Source organism: Aerococcus sp. HMSC062A02, assembly GCF_001809535.1.
In the GTDB taxonomy this organism is placed as follows: domain Bacteria; phylum Bacillota; class Bacilli; order Lactobacillales; family Aerococcaceae; genus Aerococcus.
Genome location: NZ_KV797910.1, coordinates 1 through 21856 on the forward strand (window position 1 = coordinate 1; position 21856 = coordinate 21856).

General features: G+C 51.7%; 19 protein-coding genes and 1 riboswitch. Of the genes, 18 read left to right on the forward strand and 1 reads right to left on the reverse strand.

Translation table 11 applies throughout. The annotated features are described in order from the left end of the window. Positions 1-221 precede the first annotated feature (221 nt). From HMPREF2626_RS00830 to HMPREF2626_RS00880, 11 genes are all read left to right on the forward strand, one after another. A complete protein-coding gene (locus HMPREF2626_RS00830) occupies positions 222-1586 on the forward strand; it encodes a PTS sugar transporter subunit IIC (protein ID WP_070616677.1) in 1365 nt (454 codons plus the stop codon). Positions 1587-1876: 290 nt separating this feature from the next. Next, entirely contained in the window at positions 1877-3463 is a 1587-nt protein-coding gene (locus HMPREF2626_RS00835) for a sensor histidine kinase (protein ID WP_070616679.1), read from the forward strand. Then, positions 3441-4196, forward strand: a complete 756-nt coding sequence (locus HMPREF2626_RS00840; protein ID WP_070616681.1) for a response regulator transcription factor — start codon at positions 3441-3443, stop codon at positions 4194-4196. Before HMPREF2626_RS00835 ends, HMPREF2626_RS00840 begins: the two co-directional genes overlap by 23 nt. Further along, positions 4186-5202: an extracellular solute-binding protein gene (locus HMPREF2626_RS00845; RefSeq protein WP_070616683.1), complete on the forward strand. Its 1017-nt coding sequence runs from the start codon at positions 4186-4188 to the stop codon at positions 5200-5202. The genes HMPREF2626_RS00840 and HMPREF2626_RS00845 overlap by 11 nt, the downstream gene beginning before the upstream one ends. 283 nt (positions 5203-5485) lie before the next feature. Continuing rightward, positions 5486-5599, forward strand: a riboswitch (FMN riboswitch). A 138-nt stretch (positions 5600-5737) separates the two neighbouring features. After that, positions 5738-6838 carry a bifunctional diaminohydroxyphosphoribosylaminopyrimidine deaminase/5-amino-6-(5-phosphoribosylamino)uracil reductase RibD gene (ribD, locus tag HMPREF2626_RS00850; RefSeq protein ID WP_070616685.1) on the forward strand — a complete coding sequence of 367 codons (1101 nt, stop codon included), beginning with the start codon at positions 5738-5740 and terminating at the stop codon, positions 6836-6838. Beyond that, entirely contained in the window at positions 6823-7458 is a 636-nt protein-coding gene (gene ribE, locus HMPREF2626_RS00855; protein ID WP_070616687.1) for a riboflavin synthase, read from the forward strand. The genes ribD and ribE (HMPREF2626_RS00855) overlap by 16 nt, the downstream gene beginning before the upstream one ends. Positions 7459-7471: 13 nt before the next feature. Then, positions 7472-8680, forward strand: a complete 1209-nt coding sequence (locus HMPREF2626_RS00860) for a bifunctional 3,4-dihydroxy-2-butanone-4-phosphate synthase/GTP cyclohydrolase II (RefSeq protein WP_070616688.1) — start codon at positions 7472-7474, stop codon at positions 8678-8680. Position 8681: 1 nt separating this feature from the next. Then, positions 8682-9164, forward strand: coding sequence for a 6,7-dimethyl-8-ribityllumazine synthase (gene ribE / locus HMPREF2626_RS00865; protein WP_070616690.1), 483 nt, complete (start codon positions 8682-8684; stop codon positions 9162-9164). Positions 9165-9303: 139 nt separating this feature from the next. Next, on the forward strand, positions 9304-11172 hold the full coding sequence (locus HMPREF2626_RS00870; protein ID WP_070616692.1) for a flavocytochrome c: 1869 nt from the start codon (positions 9304-9306) through the stop codon (positions 11170-11172). Positions 11173-11748: 576 nt separating this feature from the next. Beyond that, positions 11749-12966, forward strand: coding sequence for a sodium/glutamate symporter (locus HMPREF2626_RS00875; protein ID WP_070616694.1), 1218 nt, complete (start codon positions 11749-11751; stop codon positions 12964-12966). A gap of 114 nt (positions 12967-13080) precedes the next feature. Then, on the forward strand, positions 13081-13584 hold the full coding sequence (locus HMPREF2626_RS00880; protein ID WP_070616696.1) for a VanZ family protein: 504 nt from the start codon (positions 13081-13083) through the stop codon (positions 13582-13584). 74 nt (positions 13585-13658) lie between these two features. Here HMPREF2626_RS00880 and HMPREF2626_RS00885 read toward each other — a convergent pair whose 3' ends face one another. Next, on the reverse strand, positions 13659-14771 hold the full coding sequence (locus tag HMPREF2626_RS00885) for a mechanosensitive ion channel family protein (protein ID WP_070616698.1): 1113 nt from the start codon (positions 14769-14771) through the stop codon (positions 13659-13661). 100 nt (positions 14772-14871) lie between these two features. On the opposite strand from HMPREF2626_RS00885, the gene HMPREF2626_RS00890 reads away from it, so the two are divergent. The 7 genes from HMPREF2626_RS00890 to pcp all read left to right on the forward strand — a co-directional run bounded on the left by HMPREF2626_RS00890 (position 14872) and on the right by pcp (position 21541). After that, on the forward strand, positions 14872-15885 hold the full coding sequence (locus HMPREF2626_RS00890) for an amidohydrolase family protein (protein WP_070616699.1): 1014 nt from the start codon (positions 14872-14874) through the stop codon (positions 15883-15885). Between the two features lie 88 nt (positions 15886-15973). After that, complete coding sequence (locus tag HMPREF2626_RS00895) at positions 15974-16414, forward strand: lipocalin-like domain-containing protein (protein WP_070616701.1); 441 nt, start codon at positions 15974-15976, stop codon at positions 16412-16414. Positions 16415-16428: 14 nt separating this feature from the next. Continuing rightward, positions 16429-17184 (forward strand): SDR family NAD(P)-dependent oxidoreductase, encoded by a 756-nt coding sequence (locus tag HMPREF2626_RS00900; protein ID WP_070616703.1) that lies wholly within the window; start codon positions 16429-16431, stop codon positions 17182-17184. A gap of 379 nt (positions 17185-17563) precedes the next feature. Continuing rightward, on the forward strand, positions 17564-18862 hold the full coding sequence (locus tag HMPREF2626_RS00905) for an SLC13 family permease (protein WP_070616705.1): 1299 nt from the start codon (positions 17564-17566) through the stop codon (positions 18860-18862). Between the two features lie 379 nt (positions 18863-19241). Further along, positions 19242-19940 carry a DUF969 domain-containing protein gene (locus tag HMPREF2626_RS00910; RefSeq protein WP_070616708.1) on the forward strand — a complete coding sequence of 233 codons (699 nt, stop codon included), beginning with the start codon at positions 19242-19244 and terminating at the stop codon, positions 19938-19940. 5 nt (positions 19941-19945) lie between these two features. Next, entirely contained in the window at positions 19946-20869 is a 924-nt protein-coding gene (locus HMPREF2626_RS00915; protein WP_070617108.1) for a DUF979 domain-containing protein, read from the forward strand. A 21-nt stretch (positions 20870-20890) separates the two neighbouring features. Further along, positions 20891-21541, forward strand: coding sequence for a pyroglutamyl-peptidase I (gene pcp, locus HMPREF2626_RS00920; protein WP_070616710.1), 651 nt, complete (start codon positions 20891-20893; stop codon positions 21539-21541). Positions 21542-21856 lie beyond the last annotated feature (315 nt).

Genomic DNA, 21856 nt, shown 5'->3' on the forward strand with positions numbered 1-21856 from the left:
GTAAGCCGTTACTAGCCGTTTGAAGCTCGCTAGGTGAGGGACCATGGCCCGAACCGGTGCCATGGCTCTATAACGACCAAAAATTAAAGCGGAACGCATGCTCATTAGCACATTTTTTCAAAAAGTATAGAATTTTCCACATTCTAGCCTACTTTTCCCCTATTTAAGCCTTTTCATTCCTTCTATAATTCAACTATAGAAGTTATGAGGAGGTTTTTCTTGTGTTTGAACAGGAATCCCGGGCCATTTTGGCTGCACTAGCCGGCTCGGACAACATTAAATACATCGAATTAGTGGATGAGGGGATTGAGTTGGAACTCAAAGACCTCTCCTTAGTGAAATTGGACCAATTGGCCAGCCTGGATGGCATCCAATCCCTGGACCTGGACGGCTACCAGCTGACCCTCCACATCCAGAACAACCGCCAGGAGATCTACGAGAAGGTCCTGGAAATGATGGATGGAGGGGAAGAAGCAGAAGCTAAGGAAGAGAAGAAGGAATCCGTCTTCAACAAGGCTATTAAGGCCATTACAGCTTCCTTGTCACCAGTTGTTCCAATCATGGCCGGGGCTGGCCTGGGCAAGGTCATTGTCCTGGTCCTCAACCTAACAGGGGTCCTGGCTGAGGACGATAGCTTGTACATCTTCCTCAAGTTTATCTTCGATACGTCCTACTACTTCCTGCCCGGCTATGTGGGCTTCTCGGCCGCCAAGGTCTTCGGGGCTAACCGCTACCTGGGCGCCTTCATGGGCTTGATGACCGTCCACCCTACCTGGGTTAAGATGATTGAAGCGGGGACGGACGTCAACTTCCTGGGCTTCCATATTCCCCTGATTGAGTATGACACGACCCTGGTTTCGGCCCTTCTGACGGTCTGGATGATGTCTTACATTGAGCGCTTCTTCCGTAAGTACATCCCTGACATGATCAAGGTCTTCGGCGTCCCACTGATGACCATGTTAGTCACGGCACCGCTGACCTTCCTTGTCTTCGGTCCGGTCGGCGACTGGGTGTCTCATGTGATTGCAGACGGTTCGGTTTGGCTCTATGACAACATTGGCTTCATCGCCATTCCCCTCCTGGCTGCTGCTTATCCTTGGTTGGTTTCCATCGGGGTCCACAAGTCGCTCAGCCCCATCTCTATCACCCTGGTGGCGGAACAAGGCTACGACCCCATTATCCGGGTGGTTGCCCTCTGCGCCAACATGTCCCAAGCCGCTGCTGGTCTCGCAATCGGTCTGCGGGCTAAGAACAAGGAATTGAAGTCCCTGGCCTTTTCAACCGGACTGACTGCCTTACTGGGTGGGACAACCGGTCCTGTCATGTACGGGGTTAATCTCCCACTGAAAAAACCGATGTACGCTTCCATGATCGGTGCCTGCGCTGGTGGGATCTTCGCTAGCTTGATGAAGATGAAGGCCTTTATCTATGTTACACCAGCCCTCTTGAGCCTGCCCATGTGGGTGTCTAAGGACCAGTCCTACTTGGTGGAAGCCATCATCACTATTTTGATTGTGACTGTTGTTACCATCGTGGCCCAGTTCCTGCTCGGCTTCGATGAATCGGATTATAAGGTCAAAGACTAAGCGAATCGGAACAGGAATTCTGTCTTAAAAGATGGAATTTCTGTTTTTATATTGTTATCAAATAGCGTTGGTGGGCATCCGTCTGCTTTAATTTTTGTTCTTTGGGGCTGAGTAAAGAAATCAAAGAGGACTTTTTTTCCTCCACCGGCATTGAGGTGAGAGGTAATACCAAATCACAAGCGCTACCGGCATTAGCACCGAAGAAGATGCCGTTTCCCTGAAACCAATGAAATTTAATTCGTGTTTTTTCTTTTAAATGGTCTATACTAGATAAGCAAGGAGGTGGGCTGATGGCTAAGACATTTCGGGAATCTTTGGAGCGAGATATGGTGCGGATTGGGACGCTCTTGGTGGTCCTGGTGTCGACAATTCTTGTTCTCGTCTTTATGGCCTATGCCTATATTGAACAGACGACCCAGCTGCGGCGGGATACGGCGAGAATCGAAGCGGCTTTTGCTGATGATTTGGCGGGAGTGGACCAGATTCTCCAAGAGATGTTAGGGGCGGAGGGGGCAGACCGCGACTTGGCCTACCGCTTCTACCGGACCCAGGCGGAAAAAGAGTTGGAGGGCCAGTTCTTCTTGTTCGATGGGAGCGGGCGAGAGGTCTTTAATACTGTAGCTGGCCAAAAGCTTCCGGAGACCTACCGCGAGCTCCTGGTCCAATCTAAGGAGGGGGCAGGCCGGCTAACCTACTTCGATGTGGCGGGCCAGCCTTACTTGATGGTCTACCGCCGCCAGCCTCATAAGATTGCCGTTTACCTGATCAAAGGAACAGACCTGGTCCAAACTAAGCACCCTTACGCGGCTTCTTATGTCCTCCGCAATCCCTATGGCCGGGTCCTGGCGACTGATCAGGCTGGCCTGGAGATAGACCCGAACAACAGCGGGCGTTTTGCCTTGGCCAACAACCAGCTCTATCTTAGCCAACAGATGCATCTACCCAGCGGCTTTCAGCTCCAGACTCAGATTCTCTTCCTGCCCATTCTTTCCCTCTTGGCTGTTTCTCTGGCGGGTCTCTTGCTTTTGATCCTACTGATGGTGGGCTTGACCAACCACTTCGCGGCTTACCTGGCCAAGCATAATAGCCGGGCCATTGACCGCTTGGTGGGCGAGACCCAGTTGATTTCCCAGGGGGACCAGGACCGCCTCCAGGGGGACTATGAGGCGGAATTTGCCTACCTGGCCCAGGCTATGAACCAGATGCTGGGGCGGATCCGCCAGCTTAACAATGAACAGATTGACTTGGAGCGGGACAAGCTGAATTATGAGCGCAAAATGCTAGAGGCTCAATTCAACCCCCACTTCCTCTACAATACCCTGGAGACCATCCGGATTACCAGCCAGTTCGACCCTCAAGTCTGCAGCCAGCTGATCCGGTCACTGACAACGATTCTCCGCTATTCCATGGGCGGCAAGATGGCGGATGCAGACCTGGCTGAGGATTTGCAGGTGATCGACCACTATCTCCAGGTGACCCAGGTCCGCTTTCCCCAGTTTTCTTATCGTATTAGCTGTCCGAAAGCCCTGGACCAGGTCCAGGTTCCCCGGCTCTTCCTGCTTTCGGCTATCGAGAATGCTATCAAGTATGGGCGGGACCAGCGGCCGGACTTGCGGATTGAGCTGACCGTGGGCTGCCAGGATGAGCGTCTCTTCTTTTGTCTGGCAGATAATGGGCCGGGCTTTAGCCAGGAAGCGCGTGAGCACTTAGCGGCAGACTTGGCCAACAACCGTGGCCAGCATGGCTTGATGAATTCGATCAAGCGCCTGCGCTATCTCTACCCTGAGGCCCAGCTAGAAGTTAAAGACTTGGACCAAGGAGCTTGTCTAATCTATTGGATAAGGAGGCCGGATCATGTACCGGATTGTGATTGTTGAAGATGAAGAATGGATTCGTAAGTGGCTTGTCTACGGGGTGGACTATGCCCAGCTGGGATCCGTGGTGGTCGGAGAGGCCTCCAATGGCCAGGAGGGGGCAGCCCTGATCCGCAATAGCCAGCCCGACTTAGTGCTGACCGACATCACCATGCCGGTCATGGGAGCCTTCGAGATGTTTGACGCGGTCGCTGACCAATCTTTTGAGAAAATTATTATCTCAGGCTACAATGACTTCGCCAATGCCAAGGAAGCCATCCGTTATGGGGTGGTGGACTTTGTGACTAAGCCTATCGACGAAGGGGAACTTTTGGCTTCTGTCCGGGCGGCCTTGGACCGGCTGCAGCCCGAAGCTGGAGGGGAAGGCCTAGCAGATGAACTCCTGGCTGGACTCGTCGCAGACAGTGATGCCCTCGTCCAGGAGGTCCTCGCTTATGTTCACGCCCATTTCAAGGAGAAATTGACCATGGCACGGATGGCCAAGGCTCTGGGTTACAGCGAATCCTACCTCTACCGCAAGATCAAGGCCAGCCTGACCGTTAGTCTGAGCGACTATATCCAGCGCTACCGCATTGCTCAAGCCGTCCAGGTCTTAGAGGCCCATTCGGACATTCGGATTGCAGACCTGGCTACTGACCTGGGCTTCTCCGACTATAATTATTTTGACCAGGTCTTTAAGAAGTATGTGGGTATGACTCCCACTGCCTTTAGGAAGGGGATAGGGGATGAAAAGTAAGACTAAGATTGGGGTCGGATTGGCTATAGGCCTGGCGCTTATCTTGCTTCTGTCTCTCTTTTGGCGGCCAGAAAAACTAGAAGCAGAGCCTGCTGATCTTGTGATTTACACACCTAATTCGGAGGGCGTCCTGGCGACCCTGGTCCCAGCCTTCGAACAAGCCTATGGGGTCCGGGTTGACCTGGTCCAAGATTCGACGGGCAAGCTGTTTGACCGGCTCAAGTCAGGAGAGGGAGAGCCCAAGCCGGACCTAGTCTTCGGTGGGGCGACGCTCTGGTACGAAGCCAACCGGGATTATTTTATTCCCTATGCGGCCAAGGGAGCTGAGGCCCTGCCTAGCATCTACCGGTCCCAGGACCAGACCTACACCCCCTATGCCATGGAAGGGACGGTAATTCTAGCCAACCGCCAGTTAACCCAGGGACTGACCATCCATTCCTATGAAGACCTGCTTCATCCTGCCCTTAAAGGAAAGTTCGGTCTAGCAGACCCCCGCCTTTCGTCAAGCGGCTTCTCCCAGCTTGTGACGATTCTTTTGGCCAAGGGGGGCTACCAGTCGGATGCGGCCTGGGCCTATGTGCGTCGGCTCTACTCTAGCCAGGAAGCCCAGATCTATAAGGAGTCCTCGGAGGTCAACCAGGACCTGGTCCAAGGCCAAATCGCGGTCGGCTTATCAACAGAGGCCGTAGCCCAACAACTGATTGCCGATGGGGCCGACCTGGAATTAATCTACCCCGAGGAAGGCACTCTATACCTGCCAGCTGGAGTCGGAATCGCCAAGGGGACTAAGCATCTGAACTTGGCCCAGGACTTTGTCGACTACCTGCTCTCAGACACGGTCCAGAACACCCTGGCCGAAACCCTCTACCAGCGGCCCATTCTGCCCGACCAAGGCCAGGCTTCCGACCTCCGCGATTGGCAGACTATCAACCACCTGTCCGACGAAAGCTGGGATATCCTCGACCACCAAGAGCAAATTCGAGGACGTTTTGAAAATAGGGTGTGAGCAAGAGCGCTTAGCTTTGGATGCTTGGAGTAAGTTGGAATAAGGGCAAGCCAGGCTTGCACGTTTCCAACTTGCGAAAGCACTCCAGCTGCTCTTGCGAACCCGACTAGATAGGGTGTGAGCAAGAGCGTTTAGACTTGGATGACTGGAGCAAGTCAGAATAAGAGCGAAGCATTCGCTTGTTTCAAGAAAGTTCGACCCTGCCTGTCAAGCTTGATGTAAGCCTTTCCAGCATATGCCTTGACTTTGTTAGGGGGGCTGGCTATAATATAGGCAGTTGAATATCTATCTTCAGGGCAGGGTGCAAGTCCCTACCGGTGGTAAAGCCCACGAGCCGCAAGGTTGATTTGGTGAGATTCCAAAGCCGACAGTATAGTCTGGATGAAAGAAGATCGAAAGAAGAAATTAGCGCTTTTGAATGCTCTGAAATGATAATGATCGTTTCAGAGTATTTTTTTATTAGCCAAATTAAATCTTTTCTTTGTAATGTCTTGGATAGCTCTATTCAAGGCATTATTTTTTTGGAGGTGTTTCGATGCGAGATGAAGAATGGATGCAGCAAGCTCTAGACCTGGCTGAAAAGGGTCGGGGCTGGGTGAATCCGAATCCCTTAGTGGGGGCCGTGATCGTTAAGGAGGGCCGGGTCTTAGGTCAGGGCTACCACACGGCTTACGGCAAGCCCCATGCGGAGAGGGAAGCCTTGGCTGCCTGCACAGAAGATCCAGAGGGGGCAACGCTTTATGTGAATTTGGAACCTTGTTGCCACTATGGGAAGACCCCGCCTTGTACGGAAGCTGTGATTGAAAGTGGGATCCAGCGGGTAGTTGTCGGAGCCCTAGACCCCCATGACAAGGTTGCAGGTAAGGGGGTCCAAGCCCTCAAGGAAGCGGGTCTGGAAGTTAAAGTTGGCGTCCTAGAAAAAGAATGCCAGCACTTAAACCGGGTCTTTGAGAAATTTATCGTCAGCCACAAGCCCTATGTGGTGGCCAAGTACGCTATGACCCTGGATGGTAAGATTGCCACACGGACGGGGGCTTCGCGCTGGGTGACGGGGCCGGAAGCCCGCCAGCGTGTCCACCAGACCCGCCATGCGCTTTCAGCGATCATGGTGGGGGTCAATACCATCCAGGCTGATGATTCCCTCCTGACTTGCCGGCTGGATGGGGGCAAGGACCCGGTCCGGATTATCTGCGATTCAGAGCTCAGAACGCCCTTAGACAGTCAAGTCGTCCAGACCGCTGACCAAGTACCTACCTACCTGGCAACGACCTGCCGGGATGCCGACCGACAAGCCCCTTACCGGGAAGCGGGCTGTGGCATCATCGAATTGGGGCGTCGCCAGGGTCACTTAGACCTGGCCGAATTGATGACCCAGCTCGGGAAGATGGACCTGGATAGCGTCCTCTTAGAAGCAGGGGGCACACTGACCTGGTCAGCCTTGGCGCTGGGCTTAGTGGATGAAGTCCATTCTTATATCGCTCCTAAGCTATTCGGTGGCCAGGCCATGTCGCCGGTCGCTGGCCAAGGTGTTGAGACGCCGGACCAGGCCATCCAGCTGGAAACCTTTGCCTGGTCCCGAGTCGGTAAAGATTATTTGATAGAAAGTAAGGTGGTGAGTGGATGTTTACCGGATTAATTGAAGAAGTGGGGAAGATCAAGGCCATCAAGAAGTCTTCCCGGGCCTGCGTGGTCCAAATTGGGGCCGCCAAGGTTTTGGAGGAAATTCAAGTAGGGGATAGTGTGGCGGTCAATGGCATCTGCCTGACCGTGACCGATTTCGACCGCTCTTCTTTCACGGTTGACGTGATGCCCCAGACCTGGCAGATGACCGCCCTGGCCCAGCTCGAGCGCGGGTCTAGCGTCAACCTGGAACGGGCCATGGCAGCTTCGGACCGTTTTGGTGGCCACTTTGTTTCGGGCCATATTGATGGTAAGGCCCAGGTTCAAGCCATCCGTCCCCAGGGCAATGCGGTGGTCTATGATTTTAGGGCAGGCAAAGCCCTCTTGGACGATATGGTCAACCAGGGCAGTGTGGCCATTGATGGGATCAGCCTGACCCTGGTCCAAGTCGACCAAGGGGGCTTCCGGGTGTCGGTCATTCCCCACACCCTGGACCAGACCAACCTGCCACAGAAGAAGGTCGGCGACTGGGTCAATATTGAGACCGATATGATTGGCAAATATGTGAAACGTTTTATGGCTAAGGCAGAATCTTCTGACCTGACCGAGCCATACTTGCGCGAGCAAGGATTCTAGGAGGAGGACAAGGATGTTTAAAGAACGTGTGGAAAAGGCATTAGCTGCCCTTAAAGCAGGCAAGCTGGTGCTTGTCATGGACGATGAGGACCGTGAAAACGAGGGGGACTTGATCTGTGCTGCCGAATTTGCGACCACAGACAATGTCAACTTCATGGCTAGCCAGGCAAAGGGCTTGATCTGCATGCCGATGAGCGAGGATATCGCCCAAAAACTCGACTTTCAGCCCATGGTGGCCCACAATACCGACAACCACCAGACAGCCTTCACGGTTTCTATCGACCATGTGGCTACGACGACAGGGATTTCAGCCGAAGAGCGGGGCTTGACAGCTCGCCGAGTCGTGGCTGGGGAGGCCCGTCCTAAAGACTTCCGCCGGCCGGGTCATATGTTTCCCTTGGTGGCCAAAGCGGGTGGGGTCCTGGAACGCAATGGCCATACGGAAGCGACGGTTGACCTGATGCGCCTGGCTGGCTTAGAGGCTTGTGGGCTCTGTTGTGAAATTATGGCAGACAATGGTCAGATGATGCGCGGCCCAGAACTCAAAGCTTTTGCGGCAGCCCATAACCTGACCTTCCTAACCATTCAAGACCTCCAGGCCTACCGCAAGCGCTATGACCAGCTCTTGGACCGGGAGGCGGATGTGGCCCTGCCGACCCGCTATGGAGACTTCCGCCTGGTCTGCTTCGTTGACCGCCTGACCGGCCAAGAGCACTTGGCCCTGACCATGGGCGACTTGGACCAGGCTGAAGACGTCATCTGCCGCCTGCATTCGGAATGCCTGACTGGGGATGTCTTCGGGTCCGAGCGCTGTGACTGCGGGGCCCAGCTCGACCAGGCTCTGGCTCAGATTAGTCAGACGGGGCGGGGCGTTCTTCTCTATATGCGCCAGGAAGGCCGGGGGATTGGCTTAGTCAACAAACTCAAGGCCTACCACCTGCAAGAGGAAGGTCTGGATACTCTGGAAGCCAACCTCGCCCTGGGCCAGCCTGCTGATGCCCGGGAATACTATCTTGGGGCCCAGATGCTTCGGGCCTTGGGCGTTCAATCGGTTCGCCTGCTGACCAACAATCCTGACAAGGTCCAAGAACTCGAAGCCAATGGTATGCCGGTTAGCCAGCGCCTGCCTCTGGAAATTCCAGCCAATGCCCATGATGCCAACTACCTATTGACCAAGAAGATTAAGATGGGACACTTATTAGACTTAAAGGAGGACAAGTAAAATGACGACATTTGAAGGAAACTTATATACTGATGACATGAAAGTGGGGATTGTTGTTTCCCGCTTCAATGATTTCATCACTTCGAAACTCTTAGGAGGTGCGGTGGACAGCCTCAAGCGCGAAGGGGTAGCGGAAGAGGCCATCGATGTGGCCTGGGTACCCGGCGCTTTTGAAATTCCTTTGCTGGCTAAGAAAATGGCTGAGACGGGCCGCTATGACGCCATTATTTGCCTGGGTGCTGTGATCCGCGGGGCGACTTCCCACTATGATTATGTCTGTGCTGAGGTCTCCAAGGGTATCTCCCAGGTCTCCATGGCGACGGGCCTCCCTGTCCTCTTCGGTGTTATCACGACCGATACCATCGAACAAGCCATCGAGCGGGCTGGGTCCAAGGCAGGTAACAAGGGTTCTGAGTGTGCTCAAGCAGCTATCGAAATGGTCAATGTTATCCGCGCCGTGGAAGGGCCATCTGATAAAGCTTAATCGTCAATTTTTTAATTCAAAGAGAAGTAGCCGGGAACCAGTGCGGCTACTTTTTTGTTTTAGGAGGCTTGGACACTGAATAATTGCCTGGAATGTGTTACTCTTATTGTGAGAATAATCACGAAAGAGGGGAAGCAAAATGACTGATCAAGAATTGCGTTACCAGCCGGGGACCTACCAGGTGGAAGCAGCTGGACATAACAGCGCCTTGCCTATGGAGGTTGAAATCTCGGAAGACCGGATTGAACGGATCGAAGTTGATTCCAGTTCGGAGAGTAAGGGGATTGCCAATCCGGTGTTCGTCAAGGTGCCGGCTGACATTATCGAAGGCCAGACCTTGAATGTGGATGCGGTCTCAGGAGCGACAGTCTCTAGCCAGGGGATTATTGACGGGGTAGCGGAGGCCGTACGCCAGGCGGGGGCTGATCCTGATATTCTGAGAGCCCGGCCCAAGGTCCAACACCAGGCGGCAGAAGCCCTGGAAGAAACGACAGATGTCCTCGTGGTTGGGGGCGGGGGTGCTGGTTTGGCTGCCGCAGCTGCTGCTATCCAAGAGGGTAAGCAGGTCATTGTCCTGGATAAGTTCCCAGCTATTGGGGGCAATACTGTGCGGACAGGTGGCCCTATGAATGCAGCTGATCCAGATTGGCAAAATCAGTTTGCTGCTTTGCCAGGTGAAGGGCACACGCTAGAAGAGATCGCAGCCACGCCAGAATCAGAGATTGATGACGAATACTTAGAAGACTTCCGTGAACTCCGCCAACAAATCCAGACTTACCTCGAAAGCAGTGAAGAGGACGAGACCTATCTCTTTGACTCCGTCCTCCTCCACCGCATCCAAACCTATTTGGGTGGCAAACGTGCAGACTTATCTGGCAACCGAGTTTACGGTAACTATGACTTGGTTAAGACCTTGACAGACAATGTTTTGGACAGTGTGAACTGGTTAACTGAACTTGGTGTCGACTTCGACCGCGACCATGTTGACATGCCAGTGGGGGCTATGTGGCGGCGGGGTCACAAGCCACGTTCCGATGAAGGCTATGCCTATGTCCACACCCTTGAGAGCTTTATCGAAAAAGAGGGGGGCAGCATTTATACGGAAGCTGATGTGACTGAGCTGATCCAAGACGACCGAGGCCAAGTCATCGGCGCAAAAGGGACCTACCAAGGCGCGCCCATGCGGATTGAAGCCCAGGCTGTCGTTTTAGCTACGGGTGGCTTTGGGGCCAATACCCCCATGCTCCAAGAGTATAATACTTACTGGGAACGGATTGATGATGACGTCAAGACCTCCAACTCACCTGCCATTACGGGTGACGGCATCCGCCTTGGTCAAGCAGTCGGCGCTGACCTAGTGGACATGGGGATGATCCAAATGCTCCCAACTTGTGACCCAGAGACAGGGGCCCTTTTCACAGGTCTCCAAGTTCCGCCAGCTAACTTCCTCATGGTTAACCAGGAAGGCCAGCGCTTCGTCAATGAATTCGGCACGCGGGACGAAATTTCGGCCGCAGCGATCGCTAATGGCGGCCTCTTCTACCTGATTGCGGATGAACCCATCAAGGCCACGGCCTATAACACCAGCCAGGAGAAGATCGACCAGCAAGTCGCTGAGGGGACCCTCTACAAGGCTGAAACGGTCGCAGATTTAGCTCGGCAGATTGATATGGATCCTGAGCAATTGGAAGAGACTGTGAAAAAATATAACTCTTATGTGGAAGCTGGAGAAGACCCTGATTTCAACAAGGGAGCTTTTGATCTTAAAGTAGAGGAAGCCCCCTTCTATGCAACGCCGCGCAAGCCGGCCATCCACCATACCATGGGCGGCCTGCGGATTGATACCCAAGCCCAAGTCCTCGATGCAGATGGCCAAGCTATCCCAGGTCTCTATGCGGCAGGTGAAGTAGCAGGCGGTATCCACGCAGGCAACCGCTTAGGCGGCAACTCCCTAGCCGATATCTTCACCTTCGGACGGATCGCCGGCAAAGAAGCCAGTCAGTCCTAAAGGGTGAGAGAAGATGTGTGTAGAAAGGGGCCTCTGGAGCAAAAGGACAGAGAAGGCTATAAGTCTTCGACGACCATTTGTGAAGAGGAGCCCTTTCTACATCCTCGAACCCAACTAGAAAGGGTGAGAGACTTGGCAGTTAGCTTTCCTTCACTGGATCAAGTCAGCAGAGCCAGTCTGACAGACTGCGGCGGGGACTTGTGAAGTGACAGGAAAGCTGCCAAGCCGAACCTGACTACCAAGACTGAGAGAGCTGGCGGGAGAAATAGACCTCTGGAGCAAAGTGCATAGGGTGAGGCCAAGCGTATTTAGCTTGGGCTAGTTCAAAGTTGAGAAAAGAGACTGCTTAGGAGGGCTAGTCTCTTTTCTTTTTATTGCGAAACGTAAAATAATCTAACGTATTATGTTATGGTTCAGCCACTTCTATAGCAAAAATAAGCAATTCATTTCAATGTTATGCGTCAATTCGCCTTATCAGTAAAAAAATATTTTGTTTACGATATATTTTATAACATAATTCTTTTAGATTATGATAAAATAGTAAGTAAATAAAACTGATTAATGCGAGGTGCGCTTATGCTAACTATTGAATTTGATAGCATCCAGTCCATGGGTTTTGCTGTTTTAACCCTCTTATTTGGGAAATGGATCATCAATAAATTCCCCAAGCTAGAAGAATACTCCTTGCCTCCAGCCATTGTAGGGGGGTTGATTTTCGCCATTGTAAATACGATTTTGAGGCTGGCTAATTTGATGGTAATTAAGATCGATACGGAATATGCCATGCTCTTTATGGTGATCTACTTTACCACCATCGGCTTTGAGGCGAGTTTGCAGGCCCTGGTTCGCGCTAAGGGGATTGTCAGTAAATTCCTCTTTGTTTCGATTTTAGCCATCTTTGTCCAGAATTTTCTGGCTTTAGGTCTGGGTAAGGCTTTCGGCATTCCAGGCCCTCTCGCCCTCTTACTGGGATCGCCAGCCTTAGTCGGTGGTCCAGGAACAGCTGCAGCGGTTTCGCCTTCCATTGAGGCTCTGGGCTTTGATACGGCAACTTCGGTCGGTGTGATTGCCGCCACCTTGGGCATTGTCCTCGGTTCGGTTTCGGGTGGGCCGGTAGCTTCCACGGCTATCAAGAAGCACAATCTTTCAGCTAAGGATCCGGATGCTTCAGCCAATACGGGTGACCGCTACAAGTCACATAGCCAGCGGCAGAAGATGACGGGGGAACGGATTGCAGTCATGCTTTATGGCACCCTGGTCGTTATCTTTTTGGGGATCTTCCTGACCAAGATCTTGAATTTCTTCGTCGGTTATTTGGTAGGCGGAATCAGCTTCCCCCTCTATATCGGCCCCATGATTGTGGCTGCTACCGTGCGGAATATCTCAGATGCTCGGGATAAGCCAATCCTAGATGATGAGGCGCTGGGCTTTACCTCTGATATTTCCCTCAATATCTTCCTGTCCCTGACCATGGTGGGCTTGGAGCTCTGGACCATCCTCGATATGGCTATCCCAATGCTGATTATCATTGCCCTGGAAGCTATAATCACCATCGCCTTTGCTCGCTATGTGGTCTATAAACTGATGGGGAACAATTACGACGCAGCAGTGATGACAGCCGGTTTTATCGGTTTCGGGATGGGGTCTTCCTCCAATGCCATGGCCTGCATGCAGCAGCTTACTAAGGAATACGGACCAAGTCCCTTGGCCTTCCTGGCTGTTTCTATCGTCGGCGCCCTTTTCATTGATTTTGTGAATATCTTTATGATTTATGGCTTTATCAACTTCCTCTAGTTGTCGAAGCAGCCGAGCTCGATTAGCCGAGTTCGGCTTTTTTTGAGTAAAAGTTTTACTTTATCTAGGGCCCTTGTGCTATACTTAGGGAACTTTAGGAGAGGAGGGGATGTGATGTCTGATAAGCGTTTGTCTTGGATAGCGCTAGCTTTGATTGTTTTAGTTTTTATAGGGACCTGGTTTTCTTCGTCTATGCCTTACGAAGCCCAGAGCCTCCAACCTATCCTGCGCCGCCTGCTAGCGGGTGAACCTTTTGCTGGGCTCTTAGCGCCGATTCGCTTTACTTATGCGGGAGAAAAAATTAGCGTTGATGCTTTATCCTATGCAGGATTTGTGGAATTTTTTATCCGCAAGGGGGTACACTTTGTGCTCTTCGGCAGCTTGGGGGTCCTCCTCTACCTGGCCCTCCGCCCCTACTGCCAGGGGTGGGGCCTGACTTTCTTGCTCAGCCTGGCTCTGACTTTTGGTTTTGCTTCCTTTGATGAGCTCCGCCAAACGATTACGGTTAACCGGTCAGGTTTGCTGGAAGATGTCTTCTTGGACACAGCTGGGGCCTTGTGCTTGCTCTTAATCTACCAGCTGATTGAAAAGATTTTCCGCAAGAGGCCAGTTGAATAGTTTGCTCTTGATATAAAAATAGCCTTGTCCCTCCTTCTTATGAAGTGAGAGGCAAGGCTATTTCTATGTCATTTTTACTGGCTATCATCGGATGTATGCTCTTTGTCTGTTTTGTTATCCATAGGGTTGAGGATGCGGACGTCTTGGCGGGGGTAGGGGAATTCGATGCCGCCTGCTTCAAAGAGTTTGAAGATTTCATAGTGGATTTCGGTGGTGATGATTTGTTCGCGCTCGTTGTTTTGTTGGCTGAGCCAGAACCAGAGCTCAAAGTTAATGGAAGAGTCCGCGAATTCGGTGAGGAAGACCCGGGCCTTGGGTTCATCGAGGATTTCTGGATACTGGGCTTGGACGTTCTTCAGGGCCTGGAGGAGGAGTTGGCGGGCCAGTTGGAGGTCTGAATCATAGTCGATGCCGACAGACACGGTGACACGGATTTCTGGATCGCCATAGGACCGGTTAACGAAGGAGTTCTCGAGGAAGTAGCTATTAGGGATCAGCATCCGCTCATTGCGGCGGGTCCGGACAATAGTCTCGCGGATGCGGATTTCTTCAACCGTTGCGACGGTTTCGTCCACTTCGATCAGGTCGCCGACGCGGATGGGCCGGCTGAAGAGGATGATCAAACCGGAGATGAAGTTGTTCATAATATTGCGGATGCCGAAGCCGACGCCCACCCCGATCACGCCAGCGAAGACGCTCAGGCTAGTCAGGTCGAAGTTGAGCTGCTTGAGGGTGACTAGGACCACTGCTATCAGGACAATATAGGTGAAGAGGGTGGTGATGGTCGCCTGGGCTCCCGGATCAATGTCATAACGGCGGAAGATGGAAGGCAAGAGGAAGCGTTTGACCCCATTGACGAAGCGGATGGCTAAAAGAATAGCAAAGCCAACTGAGAAGAGGAGGAAGGTAGAGACATCCGTTTGTCCAAGCTTGAAGAGGGGGTTGAAGAACCAGCGAGAGTGAGAAAAATAGGAAATAAAGAAAATAATAAAAACAAAAGATGCCAGCCAGTTGAGGATGGACTGGAGCAGGAGGGAGAGGGAATGGTCTCGGTTGAAGCGATGGAGAAGCTTACGGCAGAGGAAGTAGAGGGCAAGGAGGAGGAGAAAACTGAGCAGGCCGGCAATCCAGTAGCCGACCCCGTGGGCACTGAGATAGTCGAGCCAGTCTTTGAGAATATGGGTCATGGGGCACCTTCTTTTTTTCTTTTAATTATAGCAGACTTAGCTTTCTCTTTCGCCTTTGAGGCTATTTTACCTATAATAGTAAGTAGAAAGGGTGGGAGAAATGAAATTAATTACGGTAGAAGAACACTATATGTCAAAAGCTATCAACGACCAGTACCAGGCTTTGAACCAGGCCGACTTATCGCCTGAGCAGGAGGCCAAGGCTTCCTTTGTTTCTGAATATCTGAATCAGATGGTTGAGACCGGGGGACCGATTGTCGACTTAGACCAAAAACGTCTAGCTTATATGGACCAGGCCGGGGTTTCGGTGCAAATTCTGAGCTATGGCAATAACAGCCCCATGGATCTAAGAGGAGAGGCGGCTGTCGACCTGGCCCGGCAAGCCAATGATGACTTGTTTGAGGCCTGTCAGAAGCACCCCGATCGCTTCTATGGACTGGCTTGTTTACCGGTGGACCAGCCTCAATCGGCTGCAGCGGAATTGGAGCGGACGGTCAAAGACTTGGGCTTCAAAGGGGCTCTGCTCCAGGGTACTTTCCAGGAAGAATTCCTCGATAATGACCGCTATGATCCAATCTTTGCCAAGGCGGAAGAACTGGGCGTGCCCCTCCAGATCCATCCGGGTGAGATCAAGCAGGACGTGCTCAAGGCCTATTATAAAGGGAAGTGGTCGGACCAAGTTATGAATGTCTTGTCTGGCCATGGCATGGGCTGGCACTATGAAGCGGGGGTCCACATGCTGCGCTTGATTCTCTCAGGCTGCTTTGACCGCTACCCCAGACTCCAATTGGTTGCCGGCCACTGGGGAGAAGGCCTGCCCTACTTCCTCGAGCGCTTGGATGAGAACCTGCCAGTGGACCTGACCCACTTGGACCACAATATTGCCTATTATCTCAAGCATAATTTCTACTATACGCCCAGTGGGATGTTCTATGACGGCCCCTTTAAGCTCTGCTTGGATTACTTTGGCGCGGAACGGATTGTCTGGTCGGTAGACTATCCTTATGTGATCCGAGACAATGTTTGGGACTATCTGGCTAATTTTGGATTGGCTCAAGAGGACCTCGAAGCTATCGCCTATGCCAATGCAGAAAAACTTTATGGACTAGGGTAATTGTATTTATAGAATAATAAAACCCGCCCCTCTTGAATAAAGCGTGCTATAATGAAAGTGATATTGAAAAAAACAAGGGGGAATTTTCATGACAGAATCGATGCGTGACCAAGTGATTGGGGCTTGGAAATTGATATCCTATCAAACGACTGATGCGTCCGGTCAAGTGGTCTATCCTTTAGGTGAGGATGCTAAGGGCTTCATCCTCTATACACCGGATGGCTATATGTCCGCCCAAATCATGGCCCAAGGACGGCCAGCCTATGCGTCAGGGGATCTCCACAAGGGGACCCAGGACGAAATGGCCCAAGCTGCTGAGGGCTATCTGGCCTATTCCGGGCGCTATGAAATCGATGAAGACAAGGGGGAATTGACCCACCATATGGATGTCTCCATGAACCCAACCTGGCTCGGTCAGTCCCAACCTCGCGTGGCCCAAATTGTAGATGGCAAATTAAAGATTTATAACGGACTCAAACCTGAAGACCAATTAGTTTGGAAACGTGCGGAAGACCATAGTCAAGCTTAAAGGAGGCTATTTAGATGAGTGAACGTACAGTAGTTGTAACAGGAGCAGCCCAGGGGATTGGCTATGCTATTGCTGAGCACTTTGTTAAGGCTGGAGACTGGGTGGCTATCTTGGACCTGAACCAGGAAGCCGCTGAAGAAGCTGCCCAAGCGCTCGGTCAGGCACAAGGCTTTGGGGTCGATGTGTCGAAGGAAGACCGGGTCAAAGCTGTGATGGAAGCGATTATCGACGAGCGTGGGGCCATTGATGTGCTCGTGAACAATGCAGGGATGCAATACATTTCTTCCGTTGAAGACTTCCCATATGAGAAATTCCAACAAGTCTTTAATGTGATTATGGGAGGGACCTTCCTCTGCATCAAGTATGCCCTACCTTCTATGAAAGCCCAGTCTAAGGGCCGGATTATTACCATTTCCTCAGGCCACGGCCGTCGCCCGGATAAATACAAGTCCGCTTATTGTGCGGCTAAGTCCGCCCAAATTGGCTTCAGTAATGTGGTAGCCAAGGAATACGCCCAGGATGGGATTACCGCTAACTGTGTCCTGCCTGGCCCAACCCACACCAAGTTGATCGACAATCAATTAGCTAAATTGGCTGAGGAAGATGGCACGAGTGAAGATGAAGCGCTCAAGACCCATATTATCGGCGGCCAATGGTTAGGACGTCTCTTGGAAGCCGATGAAATTGCTTCTGCTGTCTACTTCCTGGCTTCCGATGCGGCAGCTGCCATTACCGGGGAAGCACTCGGTGTAACCGGTGGCGAAGGCTAGTAAAATTAAAAAAAGATTAAGATTAGCTTGACTATCTCTTAGACTGTGTTATTATAAGGATAATTTCATAAAGAAACGATGACGAAGTAGTAGTAGCCAGTCCTCGTCAGCCTAGAGAGTCCCTGTTTGCTGGAAGGGGACCTGATAAGCTGGTGAACTCGACTTTTAGGATGAGCCGATGACTCAGTCTGAGTGCTCAATGCCAGCATCTGGTGCCCCCATTAACCGGCATTCCCCTAGGGGAAGAGAGTTGGCCAGTTTTGCCTGGCAACAAAGGTGGTACCGTGCTAGCGCACCCTTTGAGGACCGCAGAGGTTCTTGAAGGGTGCTTTTTTATTTGAGGATTCGTCTGAATATTCTAAAATAGGAGGAAATGTAAATGAATAGTCTTATTATTTTTGGCACCATTATCTTGGCAATTGCGATTGGGGAGCGTTTCCGTTTAAACGCAGGTCTTGTCGCGGTTGCCTTCGCTTACTTGTTAGCTGTCTTCGTCTTTGGCTTTACGACGGACCAAGTCTTTGCGCTCTGGCCGATTGAGTTATTCATGGTGATCTTTGGAGTTTCCTTCTTCTTCAGCTTCGCTAAGATGAATGGAACTTTAGAAGCGGTGGGCCACCACATGATCTACCGCTTCCGCCACCATACCTCGCTTATTCCCTTGGGCCTCTATCTGACTGCAGCCCTCTTATCTGGTTTGGGGGCAGGGACTTGGGGTTCTGTGCCGATTGTCGGAGCCATTGCCCTCCAGCTCTGCCGGCAGACTAAGATGAATGAGACAGTGGCTGCCATCTCCGTTATCCTAGGTGGGATGAATGGCGGGAATATTCCTTTTGGTCCTCACGGTGCAATCATCCTGGGTGTTCTCTCTGAATCGGGCTTTGCTGACCAGGCGGCTGAGATGACTTGGAAGATTTTCGGTGTGTCGATCCTCTATCCCCTGGTGCTTATTGCCGGGCTTAGTCTCTGGCAACACTACAGTTACGGTCAAGAGAGTGTAGAAATTGATCCCCCTCAAGCCTTTACTTCCAAGCAAAAACAAACCTTGGCCTTGATTGCCTGCTTTGCTGTGGTGCTCTTGCTTCCCGCCATGATTACCAACTTTACCGACGCCTTCCCAACCTTGACTTTTATTAGTGAACACATCAACCTCAGCTTCTTGACTATCATCTTCGGGATTATTGCCTATATGATGAACTTGGCGCCCCGGGACAAGGTCTTTGACCAGATTCCTTGGCAGACGATTTGGGTGGCCTGCGGGATGACCTTCTTGATTAGTCTGGGGATTGAGCTGGGCATCACGGAAGAGATGGCCAAGCTGATCTCTTACATGCCTAAGCTAACGATTCCGATTGTCCTAACGGTTCTGTGTGGCCTGATGTCGATCTTCAGTTCAACCATCGGCGTCCTAGCACCCCTCTTCTTCCCAGCCTTGGCTGCCATTTCGGGTGCGACGGGTTGGCCAGTTCTTCTATTGGCCTGCTTGGTCATTGTGGGCGGCTTCTCAACAGGAGCTTCGCCTTTCTCCGATACGGGTAGCCTCTATTTGGCGACTGGCTCTTACTGCCAAGACAGCCAGCGCGCCCTCTACCGCCGCCTCTTGTTCAAAGTGGCCCCAACTTGTATGGGAGCCGCCGTCGCAACGGCCATGGTCTTATCAGCGGCGGCTATTTTATAAAATGACCGGCATATAAAATCTAAGAAGCACATGAAACAAGCGCATTGTGTGACAATTTTCCTGTCCCAATGCGTTTTTTTTGTAGCTAACTTAAAACCTTACTGAAGCATTTTTATACTGTTACAACAAATTTAGCAATTAATATTATGTTAGCTATTCCTAAAGTGTTATAATAATAAGTAGATTTTATAAAAAAATTGAATTTTTTAATGTTGATGGCTAGTAATCAAGAAATCAATACAGGTTATTTTTTGAGCAGGAGTGGAGCTTTGAAGTTGACCCTTAGCCATGGCTCTTCAAGGGGCAAATTCAAAAAGCAAAACGGATGCCCATCAAGAGACAAATTTTAAAGAATTCATTACAATTGGAGGAAAATTTTATGTCCTATCTACCCTTACTGGGCATCCTGATCATTGTGGTCGGCTTTGCCTTGAAGTTGGACACCATTGCGGTGGTGGTTATTGCAGCTGCTGTTACCGCTCTTGCTTCTGGGATGTCCATTACTGAATTTTTGACCAGCCTGGGGGACGCCTTTGTGGCCAACCGCTTGGTCACGCTCTTTGTCCTAACCCTTCCCATTATGGGCCTGTCGGAGCGTTACGGCTTGAAGGAGCAAGCCGTCCGCCTGGTCAACCGCATCCAAGGCTTGACGACAGGGAAATTTCTCAGCCTCTATCTCTTGATCCGGGAAGTGGCGGGGATTATTTCTGTTCGCTTGGGCGGCCACCCCGCCTTCGTCCGTCCCCTAGTGGAACCCATGGCCCAGTCTGCCGCCAAGGCTCGTTACCAAAAGACGGACGCTAAGAGCCTGGAATTAATCAAGGCCCAGTCGGCTGCCATGGAGAATATCGGGAACTTCTTTGCCCAGAATGGTTTCGTTGGCGCAGCGGGCACCCTGCTCATTGTCGGCACCATGGAATCCTTGGGTTATCCTGTTGCTGCTGCTGAGATTGCCATGGCTTCCTTAGTTGTTGCCTTTCTAGCCTTCGTCTTTGGCCTGCTTTCAAACTATATCTTTGACCGCCGGCTGGACCGGTTGAATGGCTATTCTAAGTCGGATAAAGGAGGAAGGGACTAATGACCATGGAAGTATTATTTAGCTATGTTTTAGAATTTTTCTTTATTTTGTCTGGTCTGATCTTCTTCTATTCTGCCTACCAAGGGGCTCAGGATCGAACGAATCCCAAGCGTTGGGGGACCGCAGCTTTTTGGGCCATTCTAGGTTTGCTCTTTGTCTTTGGCCGCCTCTTACCTGGTCTGGTTTCTGGGATCTTGGTGGTCCTCTTGGGTGTCATCACCTTGTTCAAGCAATTCGGTGCAGGGACGGCCTTTGTTGAAGACAAGGCTAAGCAGGAAGCAGCTGCTAAGCGTTTTGGCTGGAAACTTTTCTTACCGGTTTTGGTCATGGCCCTGTCCGCTGTCATTGTGGCCCGACTGATTCCAGAGTCCAGTGCCTCCTCGATTGGGATTGGCTCGCTCTTGGGAACTTTGGTCGCCTTGGCTCTCTTTAAGCCTTCAGCCAAGGAGGCCCTCTATGAGACGGATCGGATGACCCAGCAAGTCGGCACGACCAGTATCTTGCCCCAACTGCTCGCTGCCCTGGGTGTGATCTTTGTCAACGCCGGGGTCGGTGAGATTGTGGCCCAAATCTTGGCAGGCATTGTCCCAGCTGGGTCGAAGTTCTGGGGGATTGTGGCCTATGTCTTGGGCATGGTCTTCTTTACCGCTGTGATGGGGAATGCCTTCTCCGCCTTTACGGTTATCACGGCAGGTATCGGGGTTCCCTTTGTCCTGATGCAGGGGGCTGATCCAGTTGTTGTAGGTGCCTTAGGGATGACAGCCGGTTTTTGTGGGACATTATTGACACCGATGGCAGGGAATTTCAACGCCCTCCCTGTGGCCTTGCTTGAGATGACTGATCCCAATGGTGTCATCAAGCGCCAGTTGCCCTTTGCCCTTATTATGATCGTGGTCCATATTGTTCTCCTATATATTTGGGCCTTTTAATAAAAGAAAGGAGCTTTATCGATGAAAATTTTAGTTACAGCTTTTGATCCTTTTGGTGAGGATAAGATCAATCCGGCCACTGAAGCCGTCAAAACACTCCCTGACCAAATTGCTGGAGCAGAAGTCATTAAGTTAGAAATTCCGACAGTCTTTGTGAAAAGCGCGGAGGTCGTGAGCCAGGCCATCGCAGACCATCAACCTGACTATGTGGTCAATGTGGGCCAGGCAGGGGGGCGCTATGCCTTAACCCCAGAACGAGTGGCTATTAACTGGGATGATGCTCGAATTGCGGATAACGAGGGCAAGCAACCCATCGACCAGCCTATCCAAGCGGACGGACCAGCAGCTTACTTCTCTAGCCTCCCCATCAAGGCCATGGTAGCGGCCGTTAAGGAAGCCCAATTGCCTGCAGAAGTCTCCAATACAGCCGGCACCTTCGTCTGCAACCACATCATGTACCAAACCCTCTATCTGATCGACAAGACCTACCCAGAAGTTAAGGGCGCCGGCTTCATCCATATCCCTTACCTCCCCGAACAAGTTGTCGACCGTCCCAACACCCCATCCATGGGCCTCACCGACATCAGCCGAGGCCTAGAAGCCGCCATCTCAGCCATCGTCGCTTATGACGGCAAAGAAGACCTCCACAGCGTAGGAGGAAAAACGCATTAAACAAGGGTGTGAGCAAGAGCGTTAAGCTTTGGATGCTTGGAGTAAGTCGGGATAAGGGCAAGCCCCGCTTGCTCGTTCCCGACTTGCGAAAGCACTCCAAAGCTGCTCTTGCGAACCCGACTATGCAGGGTGAGAGCAGTTGCGTCCAGACTTGAATGACTGGAGCCCAAACGGAAAAGAGCGGCTTTAGCCGATCGTTCCGATTGGGTGAAGTCACTTCAAGTCTGCAACTGCGAACCCGACTATGCAGGGTGAGAGCAAGAGCGCTTAGCTTTGGATGCTTGGAGCAAGGCAGAATAAAGAGCGAAGCATTCG

Coding starts and splice junctions, on each gene's coding strand:
- pcp (WP_070616710.1), top strand. CDS start 20,891: ATGAAAATTTTAGTTACAGCTTTTGATCCTTTTGGTGAGGATAAGATC.
- HMPREF2626_RS00915 (WP_070617108.1), top strand. CDS start 19,946: ATGGAAGTATTATTTAGCTATGTTTTAGAATTTTTCTTTATTTTGTCT.
- HMPREF2626_RS00835 (WP_070616679.1), top strand. CDS start 1,877: ATGGCTAAGACATTTCGGGAATCTTTGGAGCGAGATATGGTGCGGATT.
- HMPREF2626_RS00905 (WP_070616705.1), top strand. CDS start 17,564: ATGAATAGTCTTATTATTTTTGGCACCATTATCTTGGCAATTGCGATT.
- HMPREF2626_RS00860 (WP_070616688.1), top strand. CDS start 7,472: ATGTTTAAAGAACGTGTGGAAAAGGCATTAGCTGCCCTTAAAGCAGGC.
- ribD (WP_070616685.1), top strand. CDS start 5,738: ATGCGAGATGAAGAATGGATGCAGCAAGCTCTAGACCTGGCTGAAAAG.
- HMPREF2626_RS00880 (WP_070616696.1), top strand. CDS start 13,081: ATGTCTGATAAGCGTTTGTCTTGGATAGCGCTAGCTTTGATTGTTTTA.
- HMPREF2626_RS00885 (WP_070616698.1), bottom strand. CDS start 14,771: ATGACCCATATTCTCAAAGACTGGCTCGACTATCTCAGTGCCCACGGG.
- HMPREF2626_RS00895 (WP_070616701.1), top strand. CDS start 15,974: ATGACAGAATCGATGCGTGACCAAGTGATTGGGGCTTGGAAATTGATA.
- HMPREF2626_RS00840 (WP_070616681.1), top strand. CDS start 3,441: ATGTACCGGATTGTGATTGTTGAAGATGAAGAATGGATTCGTAAGTGG.
- HMPREF2626_RS00875 (WP_070616694.1), top strand. CDS start 11,749: ATGCTAACTATTGAATTTGATAGCATCCAGTCCATGGGTTTTGCTGTT.
- HMPREF2626_RS00870 (WP_070616692.1), top strand. CDS start 9,304: ATGACTGATCAAGAATTGCGTTACCAGCCGGGGACCTACCAGGTGGAA.
- ribE (WP_070616687.1), top strand. CDS start 6,823: ATGTTTACCGGATTAATTGAAGAAGTGGGGAAGATCAAGGCCATCAAG.
- HMPREF2626_RS00845 (WP_070616683.1), top strand. CDS start 4,186: ATGAAAAGTAAGACTAAGATTGGGGTCGGATTGGCTATAGGCCTGGCG.
- ribE (WP_070616690.1), top strand. CDS start 8,682: ATGACGACATTTGAAGGAAACTTATATACTGATGACATGAAAGTGGGG.
- HMPREF2626_RS00900 (WP_070616703.1), top strand. CDS start 16,429: ATGAGTGAACGTACAGTAGTTGTAACAGGAGCAGCCCAGGGGATTGGC.
- HMPREF2626_RS00910 (WP_070616708.1), top strand. CDS start 19,242: ATGTCCTATCTACCCTTACTGGGCATCCTGATCATTGTGGTCGGCTTT.
- HMPREF2626_RS00890 (WP_070616699.1), top strand. CDS start 14,872: ATGAAATTAATTACGGTAGAAGAACACTATATGTCAAAAGCTATCAAC.